Here is a 21,193-nt window from a genome sequence, read left to right on the forward strand (position 1 = left end):
TTATTCATTACGACTTGCTCCAATTTAGACAGGGTCTTTATGAGTAGTTATTAATGGAAATTTAACAAATACTTGAGTACCGCCCTGTTCACGTACTTTTATTGTATAAGAACCATTTAAGCTATTCGCGCGTTCACGCATAATAATAAGGCCATAGTGATTTAATTTTTCAGGTTCTGGGCTAATTCCCTCACCATTATCATTAATTTTTAGTTCAACCATGCCATGATTTAGAGATAAAGAGACTTCAGCCCAATTAGCATTGGCATGTTGTAAAATATTATTTAATGCTTCACGGACGATTTGTACAACATGAATACTTTGATGTGAATTCACACATTTTGCAGGTAATTGATAGTCAAATTGAATGGAGAAACCAAGGCGCTGATTAAATTCAGTCAGTGTATTTTCTAGCGCTGCAAGTAATCCTGGCTCAGTGAGTTTTAAGCGAAATGTCGTTAACAGTTCTCTTAATTGACGATAAGCCACATTCAGCTCTTCTCGCATCTCTTTAAGGAGTTTTTGGCAATTTTCCGGTAAGGTTTCTGACTGCATTTGTAAATAGCTAACTTGCATTTTTAAACAAGAAAGCGATTGAGCAATAGAGTCATGTAATTCACGAGCAATTGCCGAACGTTCATCCATTAACAAAAGCTGCTGTTGTTGCTCGTTTTGTTGTTCCATTGCCAGCATTGCTGAGATCTGTTTTGTCAGTAAGAGCATCAAATTATTTTGTTCGTCAGTTAACACAGTATGTTCAGGTAACTGCATAACAAATAATCCATAACGATGGATTTGATCCGCTAATTCCCAATGTAATAACTCACTATTTAATGAAGGCGTTATTGACGTATTATCTTCACAACGTTCACATTGTGGAGCAGGGCAATGTTCGGCGCGTGGTTGAGGCTCTAAACTAATTTCATTAAACAGTGTGTGATGATTATCTTCATATAAACGTATCTGAAAATAAGTATCGGGAATGATTTGTTGAAGCTCAAATAATATCTGTTTTAATCGGGCACAAAGTGGTGCAGGAGAGTGTAATTGTTGGCTTGAATGATAGAGATAAGAGAGCACTTTATTTTTCTGTTGTAAGTCGTAAGTTTTTTCAACCACTCTTTGTTCTAATTCGCTATACAGCGTAGAAAGTTCTTCTGACATAGTATTGAGTGCAATACCCAATGTGGCAATTTCATCATGGTGTGTTCGTTGGTGGAAACGTGCTGAAAAATCACCATGACCAATCGAATTAGCCATTGTCATAAGTTGTTGCCAAGGATGTAATAACCGGTGACGGAAATGCCAAACAGAGCCAAACAGCAATAACAGTGTAAGTGCAGTGAAAATAAGCTGAGTATAAGCCACCAGCCTAATTTTTTGCTCTGTGAGTTGGTCAATACTTAATACGAGTTTATCTAGCTGTGCAACAAATAAGACAACCTCTTGTTTTGCATCATCTCGTTGTTGTGCATAGAGCAAGGTCGGTTTTAAGATATCTTTCCAGTAAGTATTTAATTGAGCATATTGTGATTGTAGCGATTGATTACTTAGGACTTGAAGTAACTCCACACTGTCTAAGTCAGTTTCTAATTCATGAAGATAATAACGATGCTGTTCATCTAGAGGTAACGCTGATAGCAAGCGATAGCTTTGCATTCGCAGCGATCCTGATTTATTAATGGCATGAGCATTACCTTGCACACTCAAAATAATATGGTTAGAAATCGCCATTCCCACCACACCCAATAGCGTGAAAAGTAACATCAAAATCGCTATCTGGTTAATAATTGAAAAACGGTAGTGCCATTGGATTTTATGTGTACTCATCGTTATTTTCCAAATTTATTCTGGCGCTATATTGCCTTAAAAAGACATCAAATGTCATATACTACTAAAGTGTTACCCCTAAATATCTGATAGAGATAATTTCACTGATAAATTACAGTGGTATTTGTTTAACTTATTAATTTAAAATAAAAAATTAAGAGTAACCCTATTAATACTTAGGTGTGAAAAGTCATTTCAGCTTAAAAATTAAACAAATATTTGCTTGATGCAGATCATGACTAATTAACAATTCTAATCGTAAAAAGGTGCCAATCTAACCGTTAACCGAGGTTGTTATGGCACTCACTCAACACCCAGAAAAAATGAGAAAAGGGGTGATCGAAGATTGGCATCCTGAAGATAAAGCTTTTTGGGAAAAGACTGGTCAAAAGATCGCTTCACGCAATTTATGGATTTCTGTTCCTTGTTTACTTTTATCATTCTGCGTATGGATGCTTTTTAGTGCCGTTGCAGTAAATTTGAACAAAGTTGGTTTTAACTTTACCACAGATCAGCTATTTATGCTGACTGCACTGCCTTCAGTATCAGGTGCTATTTTACGTGTTCCTTATTCCTTTGTTATTCCTATTTTTGGTGGTCGTCGTTGGACAGCGATCAGTACCGTATTTCTCATCATTCCTTGTATTTGGCTTGGTTTTGCAGTGCAAGACACCACAACATCTTATTCAACCTTTATTGTGATTTCACTTTTATGTGGCTTTGCCGGTGCAAACTTTGCCTCAAGTATGGCAAACATCAGCTTTTTCTTTCCTAAAGCACGTCAAGGTGGGGCATTAGGATTAAATGGCGGATTAGGCAATCTGGGTGTCAGCGTCATGCAGTTAGTTGCACCATTAGTGATTGGTGTTGGCATGTTTGCGATGTTTAGTGGTCCCGGTATTGTTCAGCCTGATGGTTCACGTTTATGGCTAGAAAATGCTGCATGGATTTGGGTTCCTTTCTTACTTATTCTGACATTTGCGGCTTGGTTTGGTATGAACGACCTTGCGGCTAACAAAGCGTCTTTAAGCCAGCAATTGCCTGTATTAAAACGGGGACATCTCTGGCTATTAAGTATTTTATACCTGTGCTCTTTTGGTTCATTTATTGGTTTTTCTGCGGGTTTTGCCATGCTTTCTAAAACCCAATTCCCCGATATTGTCATTTTGCATTATGCCTTTTTTGGACCTTTATTAGGCGCTTTAGCTCGCCCTGTTGGCGGGGCTTTATCGGATAGATTTGGGGGGATTAGAGTCACACTGATTAACTTTATTATCATGGCAATTTTCTCCGCGCTACTCTTCTTAACACTACCTGAAAACGGTGCTGGTGGCTCGTTTATCGCATTCTATGGCGTCTTTATGGTGTTGTTTTTAACCGCGGGTTTAGGGAGTGGTTCTACATTCCAAATGATTGCAGTGGTATTTAGAAAAATCACAGTTGACCGCATGAAAGCACAAGGTGTTTCAGATGAAGCTGCTCAAAAAGAAGCCGTAACAGAAAGTGCAGCTGCATTGGGTTTTATCTCTGCAATTGGTGCAATTGGTGGTTTCTTTATTCCTAAAGCTTTTGGTACATCACTGGCTATGACTGGCTCTCCTGCCGGTGCCATGAAAATCTTTGTTCTATTTTATATCGCCTGCGTCTTGATCACTTGGTTGGTCTATGGACGTAAACACAATAAACAATAATGACGAATTATACGCAATGTGAGCGCGCTCGCGCGCATTGGGAGAGTATCTGATGAGTAAGTTTCTCGATAGATTCCGCTATTTTAAGCAACTTGGTGATACGTTTTCACAAGATCACGGGCAAGAATTAAATGTTAATCGTGACTGGGAAAATAGTTATCGTAGTCGCTGGCAACACGACAAAATTGTTCGTTCTACTCACGGTGTAAACTGTACTGGCTCTTGTAGCTGGAAAATTTACGTCAAAAATGGGTTGGTTACATGGGAAACCCAACAAACTGACTATCCACGTACACGTCCTGATTTACCCGATCATGAGCCTCGTGGCTGTCCTCGTGGTGCGAGCTATTCATGGTATTTATATAGCGCGAACCGCGTTAAATACCCAATGGTACGTAAACGTCTAATTAAATTGTGGCGTGAAGCAAAAGCACAACATAGCGATCCCGTTGATGCATGGGCATCCATTGTGAACTCGCCAGAAAAAACGAAAAGCTATAAACAAGCTCGTGGGCGGGGAGGATTTGTTCGCTCTTCATGGTCAGAAGTGAATGAAATTATCGCAGCGTCGAACGTGTTTACAGCAAAAGCGTTTGGTCCTGATCGTATTATCGGTTTTTCGCCAATACCTGCTATGTCGATGGTGTCATATGCTGCGGGTGCGCGCTATTTATCTCTAATAGGGGGTGCATGCTTAAGTTTCTATGATTGGTATTGCGATTTACCTCCTGCATCACCTATGACTTGGGGTGAACAAACAGACGTTCCTGAATCAGCGGACTGGTATAACGCTTCTTACTTGATTGCATGGGGCTCTAACGTACCGCAAACACGTACGCCAGATGCTCATTTCTTTACAGAAGTTCGCTACAAAGGAACAAAAACCGTTGCAGTGACACCGGATTACGCTGAAATCGCGAAACTGTGTGACCAATGGTTAAATCCCAAACAAGGTACTGACAGTGCAATGGCAATGGCGATGGGACACGTTATTCTTAACGAATTCCACGTTAAACGCCAAACGGAATACTTTAGTAACTACGTGCGCACTTACACTGATATGCCAATGTTAGTGATGTTAGATGAACATGACTCTGGCAAGTTAGTTGCGGGTCGTATGTTACGTGCTTCTGATTTAGTGAACAATCTGGATCAGGAGAAAAACCCAGAGTGGAAAACCATTGCTATTGATGAGAAAACACAGCAATTAGTGGCTCCTCAAGGTTCGATGGGCTTTCGTTGGGAAGGTGCGGCTAAATGGAATCTTGAACCTAAAGACGGTAAAAGTGGTGAAGAAGTCACTTTACAATTAGGTCTTTTAGAAAACCACGATGATGTTGTTGATGTGGCATTCCCTTATTTTGGGGGTATCAAGAGTGAATACTTTGAAGGTGTTGCTCTGGATGATGTTCTCGTTCATAAACTCCCGGCTAAACGTATTACACTTGCCAATGGCGAAGAAAAATACGTTACAACCGTCTATGACTTGCTATTAGCCAACTACGGTATTGATCGTGGTTTAAATGATGAAAACTGTGCATCAAACTACGATGAAATCAAAGCCTATTCACCCGCATGGGCAGAAAAAGTCACAGGGGTAAGTCGTCAAGATATCACTCGTATTGCGCGTGAATTTGCAGATAATGCAGAAAAAACACATGGTCGTTCTATGGTGATTGTGGGGGCGGGTATTAACCACTGGTATCACATGGACATGACCTATCGTGGCATTATCAATATGCTGATTTTCTGTGGCTGTGTCGGTCAAAGTGGTGGGGGATGGGCACACTATGTTGGACAAGAAAAACTGCGTCCACAAACGGGTTGGTTACCATTAGCCTTCGGTCTTGACTGGCAGCGCCCGCCTCGCCATATGAACAGTACGTCATTTTTCTATAACCACTCAAGTCAGTGGCGTTATGAAACCGTATCACCAACAGCGTTGTTATCACCATTAGCAGATAAATCTCGCTTTAGTGGCAGCTTGGTCGATATGAACGTACGTTCAGAGCGTATGGGGTGGTTACCGTCGGCACCACAATTAAACGTTAACCCATTATCTATTGCCAAGAAAGCTCAACAAGCTGGCGTCAGTGCAACGGATTATACCGTTAATGCATTGAAATCAGGTGAGATCCGTTTTGCTTCAGAGCAACCAGATAACCCACAAAATTTTCCACGAAATTTATTTATTTGGCGTTCTAATTTGTTAGGTTCAGCAGGTAAAGGACACGAGTATTTACTGAAATACTTGCTGGGAACCGAAAACGGATTGCAAGGTAAAGATTTAGGCGAGCAAGGGCAAGTTAAGCCACAAGAAGTGGAATGGCAAGATAAAGGAGGGGAAGGGAAAGTTGATTTAGTGGTGACGTTAGACTTCCGTATGTCAAGTACTTGCCTATTTTCCGATATCGTTTTACCCACTGCCACATGGTATGAAAAAGATGATATGAATACGTCGGATATGCATCCATTTATTCATCCATTAACCGCCGCGGTAGATCCCGCTTGGGAGTCCAAAACCGATTGGGAAATTTATAAAGGTATTGCTAAAACCTTTTCTAAATTGTGTGTCGGTCATTTAGGGGTTGAAACCGATTTAGTGACACAGCCAATACAACATGACTCCGCCGCTGAAATGGCACAGCCTTTCGATGTGAAAGATTGGAAAAAAGGCGAATGCAATCTTATTCCAGGCAAAACAGCACCACACCTTATTCCTGTTGAGCGTGATTATCCAAATACCTATGCTCGTTTTACCTCACTGGGTCCTTTAATGGACAAATTGGGTAATGGTGGTAAAGGAATTAGTTGGAATACACAAGCAGAAGTTGATTTTCTGAAAAAACTTAATCGCGTTCGTCATGATGGTGTGGCAAAAGGACGTCCTGCGATTGAAACGGCGATTGATGCCGCTGAAGTTATTCTCTCTTTAGCCCCTGAAACTAATGGTCAAGTGGCGGTAAAAGCGTGGGATGCACTCAGTCAAGTGACAGGTCGTGATCACACGCATTTAGCTAAAGTAAAGGAAGACGAAAAAATTCGTTTCCGCGATATCGTTGCCCAACCTCGTAAGATTATTTCAAGCCCTACATGGTCTGGTCTTGAAGATGAGCACGTCTCTTATAACGCCTGTTATACCAACGTTCACGAAATGATCCCTTGGCGTACGTTAAGTGGTCGTCAGCAGTTGTATCAAGATCACGAGTGGATGCGTGCTTATGGTGAAAGTTTAGTGGTCTATCGCCCCCCTATTGATACTAAGGCGATTGATGCAGTTAAAGGTAAAAAACCCAATGGTTTCCCTGAAAAAGCGCTGAACTTTCTGACGCCTCATCAAAAATGGGGTATTCACTCAACATATAGCGATAACTTACTGATGTTAACACTGGGTCGTGGTGGCCCTGTGGTTTGGCTGAGTGAAGATGATGCCAAAGAGATGGGAATTAGTGATAACGATTGGGTTGAAGCATACAACAGCAATGGTGCGCTAACGGCAAGAGCGATTGTCAGTCAACGTATTCCTGATGGCATGATTTACATGTATCACGCACAAGAGCGTCAAATAAACCTGCCAGGCTCTGAAATGACTGGAATGCGTGGGGGTATTCACAACTCTGTGACACGCGTTTGCCCTAAACCAACCCATATGATTGGTGGATATGCTCAGTTGGCTTATAGCTTTAACTATTACGGCACTGTGGGTTCTAACCGTGATGAGTTCGTTGTGGTGCGTAAAATGAAACAGATTGATTGGCTTGATGGTGAAGGTGATGCTTATCAACAGACCCTGAATGGACAGGAGAAGGCATAATGAAAATTCGTTCACAAGTCGGTATGGTACTGAACCTCGACAAATGTATCGGTTGCCATACCTGTTCAGTAACCTGTAAAAATGTTTGGACCAGCCGTGAAGGCGTTGAATATGCATGGTTCAATAACGTCGAAACTAAGCCAGGTACAGGGTATCCCCAAAATTGGGAAGATCAAGAGAAGTGGAAAGGCGGTTGGATCAAAAATATTAAAGGTAAGTTAGTACCAAGAATGGGTAACCGTGTTGGTCTATTATCTAACATTTTTGCCAATCCCGATGTTCCCGCATTAGACGACTACTATGAGCCATTTGATTATGACTATGAGCATTTAAAAAATGCACCAGAAGGCGCATTACCGACAGCACGTCCTCGTTCGTTGATCACGGGTCAGCGTATGACCAAGATCGAAAAAGGCCCCAACTGGGAAGATGATTTAGGGGGGGAATTTAGCAAACGTGCTGCGGATAAAAACTTCGCCAATATGCAAAAAGAGATGTACGGGCAGTTTGAAAATACATTCATGATGTATTTACCTCGCTTATGTGAACACTGCTTAAATCCTGCTTGTGTCGCGACATGCCCTAGTGGTGCGATTTATAAGCGTGCGGAAGATGGTATTGTGCTTATCGATCAAGATAAATGCCGTGGATGGCGCATGTGTCTAACTGGATGCCCGTACAAAAAAATCTATTTCAACTGGAAAAGTGGTAAGTCAGAAAAATGTATTTTCTGTTATCCACGTATTGAAGCGGGTCAGCCAACATTGTGCTCAGAAACCTGTGTTGGACGTATTCGTTATTTGGGGGTGATGCTGTATGACGCAGATAAGATCTCACAAGCCGCCAGTGCAGATAACGAAAAAGATTTATATCAAAGCCAATTAGATATCTTCTTAGATCCCTTCGATCCTGAAGTTATTAAAGCCGCAGAAGAGCAAGGTATTCCATTAAGTGTGATTGATGCAGCACAACGTTCACCTGTGTACAAAATGGCTGTGGATTGGAAGCTGGCATTACCACTGCACCCTGAATATCGTACTTTACCCATGGTGTGGTATGTACCACCGCTGTCACCGATCCAATCTGTTGCTGATGCGGGTGTGTTACCACATACAGGCGTTTTGCCTGATGTAGAAAGCTTGCGTATTCCTGTTCAATATTTAGCAAATTTACTGACCGCTGGGGATACGGCACCTGTGTTATTAGCATTAAAACGCATGTTAGCGATGCGTCATTACAAACGTGCTGAAACGGTAGAAGGAAAAACTGACTTAAGTGCGTTAGAGCAAGTGGGGTTGACTGAAGCGCAAGCACAAGAGATGTATCGCTATCTGGCTATTGCCAATTATGAAGATCGCTTTGTTATTCCATCAAGCCATCGAGAACTTGCAAGAGAAGCTTTCCCAGAACGTAATGGTTGTGGTTTTAGTTTTGGTGATGGCTGCCATGGGAGTGATAGCAAATTTAATTTGTTTAACAGTCATCGCATTGATGCGATTGATATCACTTCAAGAACACCTCAGGATGAACGTCGTTCAGAGGAGAAAATATGATGATCTCTCTGAAAGTTATTTCTCATCTTTTAGATTATCCCACACAAGAATTATGGGATAACCGTGGCGAGCTTATTGATGCGTTACAGGAAGCCGATGAGCTTCCAGTAACACAAGTTGCAAAATTGATGGCGTTTATTCACGCGTTAACGCAACAAGAGTTATTAGATGCGCAATCTCAATACAGTGAGCTTTTTGATAGGGGTCGAGCACGATCACTGTTGTTATTTGAGCATGTTCATGGTGAGTCTCGCGATCGTGGTCAGGCAATGGTTGATCTGCTCAATCAGTATCAACAAGCGGGGATCACATTAAGTAGCCGTGAACTTCCCGACTATTTACCTACTTACCTTGAGTATTTAACACTTTTACCTGCAACAGAGTGTATTGAAGGGGTAAACAATATTGCGCCTATTTTGGCTCTGTTAGGTGAGCGTTTAAAACAACGAGGCAGTGATTATCACGCTCTCTTTGATGTATTGCTTTGTCTTTCACAAAGTGGGTTAGAAGCGTCACAACTCTCGGCTCAAGTCGAAAAAGAGCCGTTAGATGATACACCCGCGGCGTTAGATGCAGTGTGGGAAGAAGAACAAGTGACGTTTCTTGGCGAGGGTACGCAATGTGGCAGTAGCAATATTGTCCAACATCAGCGTCGTTTTGCACAAGAGACGGCAGTTCAATATCTCAATGTGGGGAATTCGTTGGGTACGGGAGCACAAAAATGAATTACATCAATATGTTATTTTTTGATATCTATCCCTATATTGCGGGTGCTGTTTTTATTATCGGTAGCTGGTTACGTTATGACTATGGTCAATATACATGGCGTGCTGGATCTAGTCAGATGTTAGACAAGAAAAACATGCGCTTAGCTTCTAACTTATTTCATGTGGGGATCCTCGGTATTTTTGCTGGTCACTTTCTAGGGATGTTAACGCCACACTGGGTGTATGGATCTTTCTTACCAATTGAATATAAGCAAATTATGGCGATGGTAGGTGGTGGTACGTGTGGTGTGTTAATGCTGGTTGGTGGGGTAATGTTATTAAAACGCCGTTTAACCAATCCACGGGTAAGAGCGACATCTTCATTTGGTGACATTATGATTTTAACGCTGCTGGTTGTTCAAGTTGCGTTAGGTTTGCTGACTATTCCCTTCTCTGCTCAACATATGGATGGTAGCGAAATGATGAAGCTGGTGGCTTGGGCACAATCTATCGTGACTTTCCACGGCGGTGCTTCAGCAAACCTTGAAGGTGTTGCATGGGTATTTAAATTGCATATCTTCTTAGGAATGACGATTTTCTTATTATTTCCATTCTGTCGATTAGTGCATATCTGGAGCGTGCCAATTGAGTATTTAACTCGTCGCTATCAAATTGTGCGTAATCGTCATTAATGAATACCCTTCTCCTGATAGTAAATTAGAGATCTTTTTATTGCGCTTATCTCACCCCCGCCCGCGGGGGTTTTTTTATCTCTTTTGCTTGCCTTAAAACATCAACAAAATTTTTGAATGGTTAAAGCAATAATCTTTAGATTCATTTAAGAATGGTTGCACTTATAATTCTTTTCAACGAAATGAATTTATATCAGACAATAAACAGTTAATTAAATATAGTGATATTTAATTAAATTTAAAGATTCAAAATCGATTATTTATTAATAATAAATAAACTTACTTGTAAATTTAAATTAATCTGAGTATTGCCATGTAAATTTGGTGCTATGATTTAATTGAGTCTTACCTCTATAAAACTATTGGAGATTATTATGAGCTTTAAATATCATCGTATTGATAAAAATAATGCCGCTGTTCTGTTGGTTGACCATCAAGCAGGATTACTCTCTTTAGTTAGAGATATCGAGCCTGATAAATTCAATAATAATGTATTAGCATTAGCTAATGCCGCTAAATACTTTAATCTACCTACCATTTTAACGACTTCTTTTGAAGATGGTCCTAATGGTCCTCTCATGCCTCAACTTGTTGAGATGTTCCCTGATGCCCCTTATATCGCTCGCCCAGGTCAAATCAATGCATGGGATAATGAAGACTTCGTCAAAGCAGTGAAAGCAACAGGTAAAAAACAACTGATTATTGCCGGTGTCGTGACTGAGGTTTGTGTTGCATTTCCAGCATTATCAGCACTTGAAGAGGGTTTTGAAGTCTTTGTTGTCACTGATGCTTCAGGCACTTTCAATGCTATTTCTCGTGACTCTGCGTGGGATAGAATGTCAAAAGCGGGGGCTCAATTAATTAACTGGTTTGGTTTAGCTTGTGAATTACACCGTGATTGGCGTAATGATGTTGAAGGATTAGGTACTCTGTTTGCTAATCATATTCCAGACTACCGTAATCTTATGACTAGCTATAATACTTTAACAAAAAAGTAATCGGTTAATTTAAGTTTTATCTAAAAATAGGGCTTATATTATTTTTCGACAAATATAATTTAATTGAATTTTAAATATATTAAATTATAGATATAAGTCCTTAATTAAAAACGGAATAGAAATGAAACGTCAAATATTAAAAACCACCGCTCTCGCGATGGCATTAAGTGTAGGTGTTGCACAGGCAGCTGAATATAAAGCAAGTACTGCTGAAGGCCCAATAAAAATAGTCAACTTAAAAGCCATGGAAGCACAAGTTCAAGCGAATATGGAAAAAGGTGCTTTTGGTTATATTCGTGGTGGTGCAGAAGACGAAAATAATTTACGTTCAAATACGTCTGCATTTGATAAAAAATATATTATGCCGCGTTCATTACAAGGCATCGAATTTTCTGACTTAGATTTAACAACAGAATTTTTGGGTATTAAATTAGATACGCCTATTATTCAGGCACCGATGGCAGCTCAAGGGCTTGCTCATCAACAAGGCGAAGTCGCCACAGCAAAAGGTATGGCAAAAGCAGGTTCTATTTTTTCATTAAGTACTTATGGTAATAAAACCATTAAAGAAGTGGCGGATGCTCAACCGGGTTATCCTTTCTTCTTCCAGTTGTATATGAGTAAAAATGATGCCTTTAACGAGTATATTTTATCTCAAGCAAAACAGTATGGTGCTAAAGGCATTATTATGACGATTGACTCTTCTGTTGGTGGTTATCGTGAAGATGATGTGAAAAATAATTTCCAATTCCCATTAGGTTTCGCCAACTTAGAAGCGTTTGCAAAAATCAGTGATGATAAATCTAAAACAGGTAAAGGGGCGGGTATTAGCGAGATTTATGCACAAGCTAAACAAGCCTTTACACCCGCAGATATTCAGTATGTGAAAAAAATGTCTGGTTTACCTGTGATTGTAAAAGGTATTGAATCACCTGAAGATGCCGATACTGCCATCAAAGCGGGCGCAGATGCAATTTGGGTTTCTAATCACGGTGGTCGTCAATTAGATAGCGCACCCGCAACAATTGATGTATTACCTGCGATTGCAAAAGTGGTGAATAAACGTGTTCCTATCGTCTTTGATAGTGGTGTGCGTCGTGGCTCACATGTCTTTAAAGCATTAGCTAGTGGGGCAGATGTTGTCGCGGTAGGTCGCCCAATTCTTTATGGATTAAATTTAGGGGGGGCTGAAGGTGTTAATTCAGTTATCCAACATTTAAATAAAGAATTAAAAATTAATATGATGTTAGGTGGCGCAAAAACAGTGAAAGATATTCAAGCCACTCAACTTTATACTGATGCAAGTTTTAATCAATAATTAGCTTATAAATTTAAAAATAATAAAACCCGCGTTCAATATTGAGCGCGGGTTTTTCTATCAACTTAAAAAATATTGTTAGTTTAAGAATTTATTTTTGGGTTGATGGTACTTCACCAAAACAGAGGTTATTTTGATTATTAATCCCTCCATCTGGTGAGGTATAACCTAAGCAACCTAACATCGAATCAAAGATATTGTGATGATAGAACGTGCGCTCCGCATCTTGATTACGTTTTAGATTATCAAATAACTGTTTATTTTCAGGTTCAGCTAAATAACTATCCGACATCCAAACTAAGAAAGGCACTTTAAATTGTTCAGGTGGGGCAATTTCTTTTGGTGTGCCGTGTAAGCCACCTTTCTCTGAAATAGATTCACCGTGATCGGAAGTATAAAATACAATGGCTTTTTTATCGCGTAATGTGTCGAGTATGCCATCAATAAAATAGTCGGTATAAAGAATCGAGTTATCATAAGCATTCACTAACTGCTCTTTTGTACACTCGTCATCCACATTTAAACATTCAGGTTGATATTTTTTGAATGATTCAGGGTAACGCTGTGAATACATAAAGTGAGATCCTTTAGTATGTAAAATCACTAAATGATTTCCTTTAGGATGCTGAGAAATCGCATTTGCCGTTTCAGCAATTAATAAGGTGTCATCAAGCTCTTTACCAAAGTTGCTATTTTTGGCGGTCATCATCTCTTTCATTGCGTAGTTATTTAAATCAAGTTTATTGTAAAACCACAACTCGCTTTGCATTGAGAACAGCTCTGATGACATACCTAGTTGGCTTAATACTGAGAAAATATTATTCTCTTTTAATGTCCGCTGATCGTTACTTTCAGTTCCATTTTCTCGTACAAACATACATTTTAAAGAGAGTTTTGTTGCGGTATCACAAGAAACACCTTGAAAGGCAACCAGATTTTTCTCTTGGCTTAATAGCGGATTGGTTTGGCGTTCATATCCTAATAATCCCATATGATCCCATCTTGCTGTTTCACCAATAATAAAGACAACATACACATCCTCGTTAGCCTTTGATGGTTGGTATGTGAAGTGATCGGCAGGATCAAAAATATTTTGACTATTAAACGTATCGTCATACTGCGTTATCGCGTATTGGAATAAAGGAATAATCCAATTTGTAGGTAAATAGGCATAACTTAAGCCACCACTATAGCTTGGCAAATCCAGATTATTTTTTATTTCATAGGCTTTTTGTTTTGAATCAAGCGTTTTTAAATAGGTAAAAACGGCCAGTGCAATCACTAGCATTTTGACCGTGTTTTTTAGCCAGATTTTTTTCTTTTGTTGCTTTGTTAGATTTTCCTCTGGTTTTTTACATAGCCAAATAAGCGTCAAGGGTAAAATAGATAATCCAATAATCCAAATAATCACATTGGGGCTAACTAGCTCTTTAGATAAATCTGTATCCGTAGTGAGTGTTGAAATAATAATGCCGTATCCAATGACGACGTCATAAAAAGAAATATAGTAACTTGCACAAACACTCACGACGAGAATAAAAGAGGCAACTATTTTAAAGAAAAGAGAGCCGAAGAAAGAGAGTAGTCGTAATAAAAAGAAGGTAAAGGCAATATTAACGGCAATTTCACCTAAAATATATAATGCATCAATGAGGGGGTTGTTTGTATTCTGTGTGCCGTATCGGCCAATGTAAACGGAAAGATTAAGAAAGAAACCAAGGTAGACAGCTAAAAAAAGGGCAATACTTTCTTTAGAAAACCGTAAAAACTTTAATTTTTGCATATTCAGTTATTATCAATTTATCGTATGTAGAGGTCTTTAAGACCGCGAAGTTGTTTTCAGGTTCAGTATTATGTTCTTTTTTTGCTTGAAATTTAAAAATTTTTTATTTGAATTACATTAATGTCAAAATTATTAATTTTAAATAGTTCAAATAGATAGGAATATTGATAGAGATATAAGAAAGTTGTCATCATTATATATGGCGAGACGCCAATAAAGGCAGATAAGAATGCATATTTATTATTTTGATTTTACAAATAATAAGTATTATTACGTTATAAGTATTAATGTATAACGAGTTTTGATAGAAACGCCAGTCGACATAAATATCGTCATTAGTGTCGAGCATTCCCTGCTATTTTAGTTTTCATTGTTTTTTACTCATTCAGCGAATTTTGTTTTTCTTTATTTTTCATCGTGTTGAAGAAAAATAAAAAAGAGTGCTTATTTGGCACACTCTCTGCATAGATAGAGGAGAGAATCAGGTAATAACCTGAAAGTTGATGAACACAGGAGCAATGTTGATGAAAAAAGTCATCACGGTCTGTCCGTATTGCGCCTCAGGATGCAAAATCTACCTGAAGGTGGAAAACGGTAAAATCATTGGTGCTGAAGGCGCTAATGGTTTAACAAACCAAGGTGAGCTGTGTCTGAAAGGGTATTATGGATGGGATTTTATCCATGATACTAAGATACTGACTCCACGTCTTAAAACACCTATGATCCGTCGTGAAAGAGGCGGAAAATTAGAATCGGTTTCTTGGGAAGAAGCAATTGAGTTTGCAAGTAGTAAGCTTCTTGCTATCAAAGAGAAATACGGTGCTAAATCTATTATGACAACGGGCTCTTCGCGAGGGCCTGGTAACGAAGCTAACTTCGTTATGCAGAAGTTTGCTCGTGCAGTTATCGGAAATAATAATATAGATTGCTGTGCTCGTGTCTGACACGGCCCTTCGGTTGCAGGTCTGCAGCGTTCGGTCGGTAATGGTGCTATGAGCAACTCAATCGTTGAGATTGAAGATACCAAATGTCTATTTGTCTTCGGCTATAATGCAGCAGACTCGCATCCTATTGTTGCTCGCCGTATTGTTAAGGCGAAAGAAAAGGGTGCTAAAATTATTGTATGTGACCCTCGTTACATCGAAACAGCACGTTTAGCCGATTTACACTTAGGCTTAAAAAATGGCTCTAACATTGCGTTATTAAATGCGATTGCGCATGTGATTATTGAAGAAGGATTACATGATAAATCCTTTATCGAAAATCACACCGAGCAATTTGAAGAATATTGTAAATTAGTTGAAAGCTATACACCTGAATCCGTTGAAGAAACAACCGGTTTAAGTGCTCAAATTATTCGCGAAGCTGCACGTATGTACGCGAAAGCAGAAACAGCAACAATTCTTTGGGGAATGGGTGTAACGCAATTCTATCAAGGTGTTGAAACGGTTCGTGCATTGACGAGTTTAGCCTTATTAACGGGTAATTTAGGTAAAAAATACGTCGGTGTTGGCCCAGTTCGTGGTCAAAATAACGTACAAGGTGCGTGTGATATGGGAGCATTACCTAACACACTGCCTGGTTATCAATACGTTACTGACGAAAAAGCGCGTGAGAAATTTGCTAAATTCTGGGGCATTGAATCCATGCCTGATGAAGTGGGCTATGCGTTAAGTGAAGTCCCTCATAATATCGATCATGGCTTATTAAAAGCGCACTACATAATGGGTGAAGATCCACTGCAAACTGAGCCTGATCTCGCCACAATCCGTAGAACGTTTGAAAAACTGGAGCTACTGATAGTACAAGATATCTTTATGACCAAAACAGCGTCTATTGCTGACGTTATTTTCCCTGCAACATCATGGGGTGAGCATGAAGGTGTTTATACGGCGGCAGACCGTGGTTTCCAACGCTTCTATAAAGCCGTTGAACCTGTTGGTGATGTAAAAACAGACTGGCAAATTATCAGTCTGATGGCAACCGCAATGGGTTATCCAATGCATTACAACAATACCAAAGAAATTTGGGATGAGTTGCGTGAGTTATGCCCGATTTATTATGGTGCGACTTACGAAAAAATGGCGGACTTGGCTTATATTCAATGGCCTTGCCCAACAGAAGATAGCCCTGGTACACAATATCTGTACGAAGGGGGTAAATTTGATACCCCTAATGGTAAAGGTCAATTCTTTACTTGTGAATGGGCGCCACCTATTGACAAGCTATCCGATGAATTCCCAATGGTACTAGCAACCGTTCGTGAAGTTGGACACTACTCTTGCCGTTCAATGACAGGTAACTGTAAAGCATTGGCGGCGTTGGCTGATGAACCGGGTTATGTTCAATTAAACACGGAAGATGCCAAACAGTTGGGTATCAAAGATCAGGAATTAGTCTGGATACGTTCTCGTCAAGGTAAAGTGATTACGCGTGCTGCGGTCAGTGATAGACCGAATAAAGGCGCTGTATATATGACTTACCAGTGGTGGATTGGGGCTTGTAACGAACTCGTTGCAGAAAACTTAAGCCCAATCACTAAAACACCTGAGTATAAATATTGTGCAGTATGTGTTGAGCCAATCAAGGAACAGGCTCAGGCAGAACACTATGTGAAAACGGAATATAGCAATATTAAACGTCGTTTAAGAGAAGCCGCCGAGGGCTAATCTGACCTAATTAATCTTGTTTTTCTGCCTTAAGACCGAGTTTATTGACCTTGTGTTAGTAAACTCGGTTTTTTTATGGTTTTTTATTGTTGTAGGGCTTTTTCTCTTCTGTTTATCGTCGAAAAATCACTTAACTTTTGTCTAAATATTCACCATGCGTTGGCTCACAATAAAAAAAGTAACATGTTACTTTTAACGTAATCTGTTTCTAAATCAAATGGATAAATTGCTTTTTATTTAATGCCAGCGCAGGATGTTGTCATGGAAATGAGTGTATGAAAACAACAACGAGATACCGTATGAAAAAACTCATTAATGCCCTACAAGCGTTTGGTAAATCCTTATATGGCCCCGTCTTGATATTACCTATTGTCGGTTTATATATCGCTTTAGGTAATGTCTTTGGCAATGGCAATCTTGCGGAATATATTCCGTTTTTAAATCACCCCGTTATTCAAAGTATTGGACAATTACTTGCGAAATCATCAGTGGCTATTTTAGTTAATCTGGCACTGATTTTTGCTGTGGGTATTCCCGTTGGTTTAGCGAAAAAAGACAAAGGCTATGCCGGTTTAATTGGCTTAGTGGTGTTTGTCATTTTCACGAATGCCATGAATATAACGCTAACACTACAAGGTAAGTTGGTTAGTGCAGATGAGATGCGAGCTGCTGGTCAAGGCATGGTATTAGGTGTCCAGGTTCTAGAGATGGGGGTATTTGCAGGTATTTTAACTGGAGCAATATCAGGATGGCTTTATAACCGTTATTCAGGTCGTCAATTTAACGGCATTATGGCTATTTACTCTGGTCACTGCTTTGTCGCCATTATTGCTATCCCATTCACCATTGCGTTGGCTGTTTTAATGTGTGAAGTTTGGCCTTTTGCTCAGGCGGGGATCACTAAGATGGCGCTCGTTATTCATGATTCTGGTGCTTTTGGTGCGCTGATTTATGGATTCTTAGAACGTATTCTGATCCCAACTGGATTACATCATTTAGTTTATACCCCATTCTTGTATACAGAATTAGGCGGTGTTGCAGATGTTTGCGGCACAACTTATCAAGGTGCAAGAAATATCTATTTTGCTGAAATGGCATGCCCTGAAGTTAAACAACTTAGTCGCACTGTGATTTGGGATGCACGCGGTATCGCTAAAATGTTTGGTTTAACGGCGGCAGCGGCAGCCATGATCTCTGTGGCTAAAAAAGAGAAAAAACAGATGGCGAAGGCGATTTTAATTCCGGCTGCTGCGACTTCCTTTTTACTCGGTGTGACAGAGCCTCTTGAATTTTCTTTCCTATTTGTTGCGCCTGTTCTGTTTTTAGTTCACGCCGTATTAACCGGCATTGGCATGATGTTGTTCTATCTATTAGGTGTTCATGCAATTGGTGCGAACGGTGTTATTGATTTCATTTTATATAACTTGCCATTAGGTACTGAAAAATCAAATTGGCCTATGTATATCGTGGTGGGTTTGATTATGTCCGTTCTCTATTTCGTTATCTTTAGAATCCTGATTTTAAAACTCAATCTTAAAACACCGGGGCGTGAAGATGATGATGAAGAGACGCGTTTATACAGCAAGGAAGATTACAAGAAAAAAGCAGAAAAAATCGCTACTTCTGAAGAAACGGCTGAAGTTATCAATGAGTTAGGTGAAACGATTATTGAAGGGCTCGGTGGACGTGACAATATCGAAGTGGTTGATAATTGTTATACCCGCTTAAGAGTCATTGTTAAAAATGTTGATGTCATTCATGAAGATATCTTGAAAAAAACGGGTGCTAAAGGCGTTGTGCGCCATGGTAATAACGTGCAAGTTGTTTATGGATTACATGTAAAAAAAATGCGTGAAGCGGTCGAAGCCGCACTTTAATAGGAGAAAGAAAGATGACTAAATCACCCTTTATCTTAAGTATTGCAGGCGGCGGAAGCACCTATACACCAGGAATTGTAAAAAGCTTAATGGTGCGTTTAGAGGATTTCCCACTGAGTGAAATTCGCTTATACGACATTGATCAAGAGCGTCAAGACACTATTGCACCTGTGGTTGAAAAAGTGATCCGTGATCATAGCGATACTATTAAGTTTACGGTGACAACAGATCCAGAAACTGCATTTGATGGTGCTCACTTTGTATTTGCTCAAATGCGTGTGGGTCAATACAAAATGCGTGAACAGGATGAAAAAATTCCATTGCGTCATGGGGTCGTTGGGCAAGAAACTTGTGGACCAGGCGGGCTTGCTTATGGTTTACGCACTATTTTACCGATGGTTGAATTAATTGATTTAGTTGAGAAATATGCCTCTTCTAATGCATGGATTGTAAACTATTCAAACCCTGCGGCGATTGTGGCTGAAGGTGTGCGTCGTTTACGCCCTCATGCTCGTGTATTGAATATCTGTGATATGCCTGTTGCGGCGATGCGTAATATGGCTGCCGTATTGAATGTTGATCGCCATGATTTAGATGTAGACTATTTTGGTCTAAATCACTTTGGTTGGTTTACTTCAGTACGCGTAAAAGGTGAAGAAAAACTGCCTGAATTACGCGAACATATTGCTAAGTTTGGTCTTTTAACCGAAGATGCGGCACAAACTGACCCACAACATTCTGATCCATCGTGGGTAAAAACGTGGCGTCATATTCAGCCATTAATGGAAGCATTCCCTGAATATATTCCAAACCCATATTTACAGTACTACTTGATGCCAAATTATATCGTGGAACATCAAGATCCTGATTACACTCGTGCAAACGAAGTGATGGATGGTCGTGAAAAACGTCTATTTGAAGCGGCGCGTGAATACAAAGAAACGGGTATTTTACCTGATGCATTCCATGTTGGTGTTCATGGTGCCTTTATTGTTGACGTGGCATGCTCTTTAGCTTTTGATTTACGCCAGCGCCACCTGGTGATTGTTGAAAATAAAGGGGCAATTGCTGACTTACCTTATGATGCGATGGTTGAAGTGCCTGCTTATATCACGTCTCATGGCCCTGAACCTATTCGAGTCGGCGATATTCCTCGTTTCCATCGTACTTTGTTGGAACAACAATTGGCATCAGAACAATTATTGGTGGAAGCAACGCTTGAAGGTAGCTATGAAAAAGCACTTGAGGCGTTCACTTTGAATAAAACCGTGCCAAGTGTGATCCATGCGAAGCAGATCCTCGATGATATGATCGAAGCAAATCGTGAATATTGGCCTGAATTACGCAAAGCTTATGTAAATGGTAAGCGTGTTTGATCTCAACACTTGCTGTTAATGAATAATTGAATAAAAATGCTGTTCTATCACCAGAACAGCATTTTCCTTTATGTTGGTAAGGACGATGTATCAATTAAGGTAACCGGTATGTCGGCACGATTATCATCTTTACTCTCAAGAGCAACAGACTTAACACGCGCAGAATATCGTATTCTCTCTTATTTAATTGACAACCCAACACGGGTTGGAAAACAGACGATTAGAGCGCTAGCACAAGCTAATTTTGTTTCGACAACGACCATTATGCGGCTTTGCCAGAAATTAGGTTTCTCTGGTTATAGTGAGTTAGTTTATTACTGTAAACAGTTGTTATCCACGACTGAAAAATCCCACCAATTGAAAAGTGATGAAAATGAGATAACAGAGCCTCTTTTTGATCAGTTTTTGGCGAATTATTTAAAAACCTTCACGTTAATTTCAGAGGAGAAAAGACACGCTTTTGTGGATTTAATTAACAGCAAGAATTCATTTTTTATTTATGGTGCTGGGTTTTCCCATATATTCTCAGAATATATCAGTAAGCGGTTACAATTGATTGGTAAAGATGCTTTTCTTTCTGGACTCAGTGACAGTAAAAATATCTTTATTAATAATGCTTCACGCTATACCGTTTTTATTGCGATATCTCGTAGTGGAGAGACAGAGCAAGTGGTTGAAAAGGCGAGAATAGCAAAAAGTATTGGTATGAAGATTGTCGCATTTACTCGAGCAAGTGCCAATCCGTTGGCTGAACTTGCTGATATTCATTTCCCCATTTATGACGATGCAGTGAATTATCATAGCGACACTATCGAGAGTTCATCTTTTGAATCAAATCTTGTCTTGATTATTGATTTATTACTCAGCCGAGCTCAACGATTTTAA

13 protein-coding genes are annotated in these 21,193 nt (G+C 39.7%); 11 read left to right on the forward strand and 2 right to left on the reverse strand.

Annotated elements, in window-relative coordinates; translation table 11 throughout:
- Nucleotides 1–24 precede the first annotated feature (24 nt).
- Nucleotides 25–1,830 (reverse strand): nitrate/nitrite two-component system sensor histidine kinase NarX, encoded by a 1,806-nt coding sequence (gene narX / locus SB028_RS02355; protein WP_069368201.1) that lies wholly within the window; start codon nt 1,828–1,830, stop codon nt 25–27.
- 296 nt (nt 1,831–2,126) lie between these two features.
- Here narX and SB028_RS02360 point away from each other — a divergent pair, with 296 nt between their 5' ends.
- The 7 genes from SB028_RS02360 to SB028_RS02390 all read left to right on the forward strand — a co-directional run bounded on the left by SB028_RS02360 (nt 2,127) and on the right by SB028_RS02390 (nt 12,603).
- Nucleotides 2,127–3,521, forward strand: coding sequence for a NarK family nitrate/nitrite MFS transporter (locus SB028_RS02360; RefSeq protein ID WP_069368202.1), 1,395 nt, complete (start codon nt 2,127–2,129; stop codon nt 3,519–3,521).
- Between the two features lie 52 nt (nt 3,522–3,573).
- Nucleotides 3,574–7,335, forward strand: coding sequence for a nitrate reductase subunit alpha (locus tag SB028_RS02365; RefSeq protein WP_069368203.1), 3,762 nt, complete (start codon nt 3,574–3,576; stop codon nt 7,333–7,335).
- Nucleotides 7,335–8,888 carry a nitrate reductase subunit beta gene (narH, locus tag SB028_RS02370; RefSeq protein WP_069368204.1) on the forward strand — a complete coding sequence of 518 codons (1,554 nt, stop codon included), beginning with the start codon at nt 7,335–7,337 and terminating at the stop codon, nt 8,886–8,888. The genes SB028_RS02365 and narH overlap by 1 nt, the downstream gene beginning before the upstream one ends.
- A complete protein-coding gene (narJ, locus tag SB028_RS02375; protein WP_069368233.1) occupies nt 8,888–9,613 on the forward strand; it encodes a nitrate reductase molybdenum cofactor assembly chaperone in 726 nt (241 codons plus the stop codon). Before narH ends, narJ begins: the two co-directional genes overlap by 1 nt.
- On the forward strand, nt 9,610–10,287 hold the full coding sequence (narI, locus tag SB028_RS02380) for a respiratory nitrate reductase subunit gamma (RefSeq protein WP_069368205.1): 678 nt from the start codon (nt 9,610–9,612) through the stop codon (nt 10,285–10,287). The genes narJ and narI overlap by 4 nt, the downstream gene beginning before the upstream one ends.
- A 374-nt stretch (nt 10,288–10,661) precedes the next feature.
- A complete protein-coding gene (ycaC, locus tag SB028_RS02385; protein WP_023583682.1) occupies nt 10,662–11,285 on the forward strand; it encodes an isochorismate family cysteine hydrolase YcaC in 624 nt (207 codons plus the stop codon).
- Nucleotides 11,286–11,406: 121 nt separating this feature from the next.
- Nucleotides 11,407–12,603 carry a lactate oxidase gene (locus tag SB028_RS02390; protein ID WP_069368206.1) on the forward strand — a complete coding sequence of 399 codons (1,197 nt, stop codon included), beginning with the start codon at nt 11,407–11,409 and terminating at the stop codon, nt 12,601–12,603.
- Nucleotides 12,604–12,694: 91 nt separating this feature from the next.
- Here SB028_RS02390 and eptB read toward each other — a convergent pair whose 3' ends face one another.
- The gene (gene eptB / locus SB028_RS02395) at nt 12,695–14,386 is read right to left on the reverse strand and encodes a kdo(2)-lipid A phosphoethanolamine 7''-transferase (RefSeq protein WP_069368207.1); all 1,692 of its coding nucleotides are present in this window, start codon (nt 14,384–14,386) and stop codon (nt 12,695–12,697) included.
- A 524-nt stretch (nt 14,387–14,910) separates the two neighbouring features.
- Here eptB and fdhF point away from each other — a divergent pair.
- From fdhF to SB028_RS02415, 4 genes are all read left to right on the forward strand, one after another.
- The gene (gene fdhF, locus SB028_RS02400; protein ID WP_077885108.1) at nt 14,911–17,055 is read left to right on the forward strand and encodes a formate dehydrogenase subunit alpha; all 2,145 of its coding nucleotides are present in this window, start codon (nt 14,911–14,913) and stop codon (nt 17,053–17,055) included.
- A gap of 299 nt (nt 17,056–17,354) precedes the next feature.
- The gene (locus tag SB028_RS02405) at nt 17,355–18,932 is read left to right on the forward strand and encodes a PTS transporter subunit EIIC (RefSeq protein ID WP_069368234.1); all 1,578 of its coding nucleotides are present in this window, start codon (nt 17,355–17,357) and stop codon (nt 18,930–18,932) included.
- Between the two features lie 14 nt (nt 18,933–18,946).
- A complete protein-coding gene (locus tag SB028_RS02410) occupies nt 18,947–20,308 on the forward strand; it encodes a 6-phospho-alpha-glucosidase (protein ID WP_069368209.1) in 1,362 nt (453 codons plus the stop codon).
- A gap of 108 nt (nt 20,309–20,416) precedes the next feature.
- Nucleotides 20,417–21,193 carry a MurR/RpiR family transcriptional regulator gene (locus SB028_RS02415; protein WP_069368210.1) on the forward strand — a complete coding sequence of 259 codons (777 nt, stop codon included), beginning with the start codon at nt 20,417–20,419 and terminating at the stop codon, nt 21,191–21,193.

Origin of the sequence: Proteus vulgaris, from assembly GCF_033708015.1 — a bacterium.
GTDB lineage: Bacteria > Pseudomonadota > Gammaproteobacteria > Enterobacterales > Enterobacteriaceae > Proteus.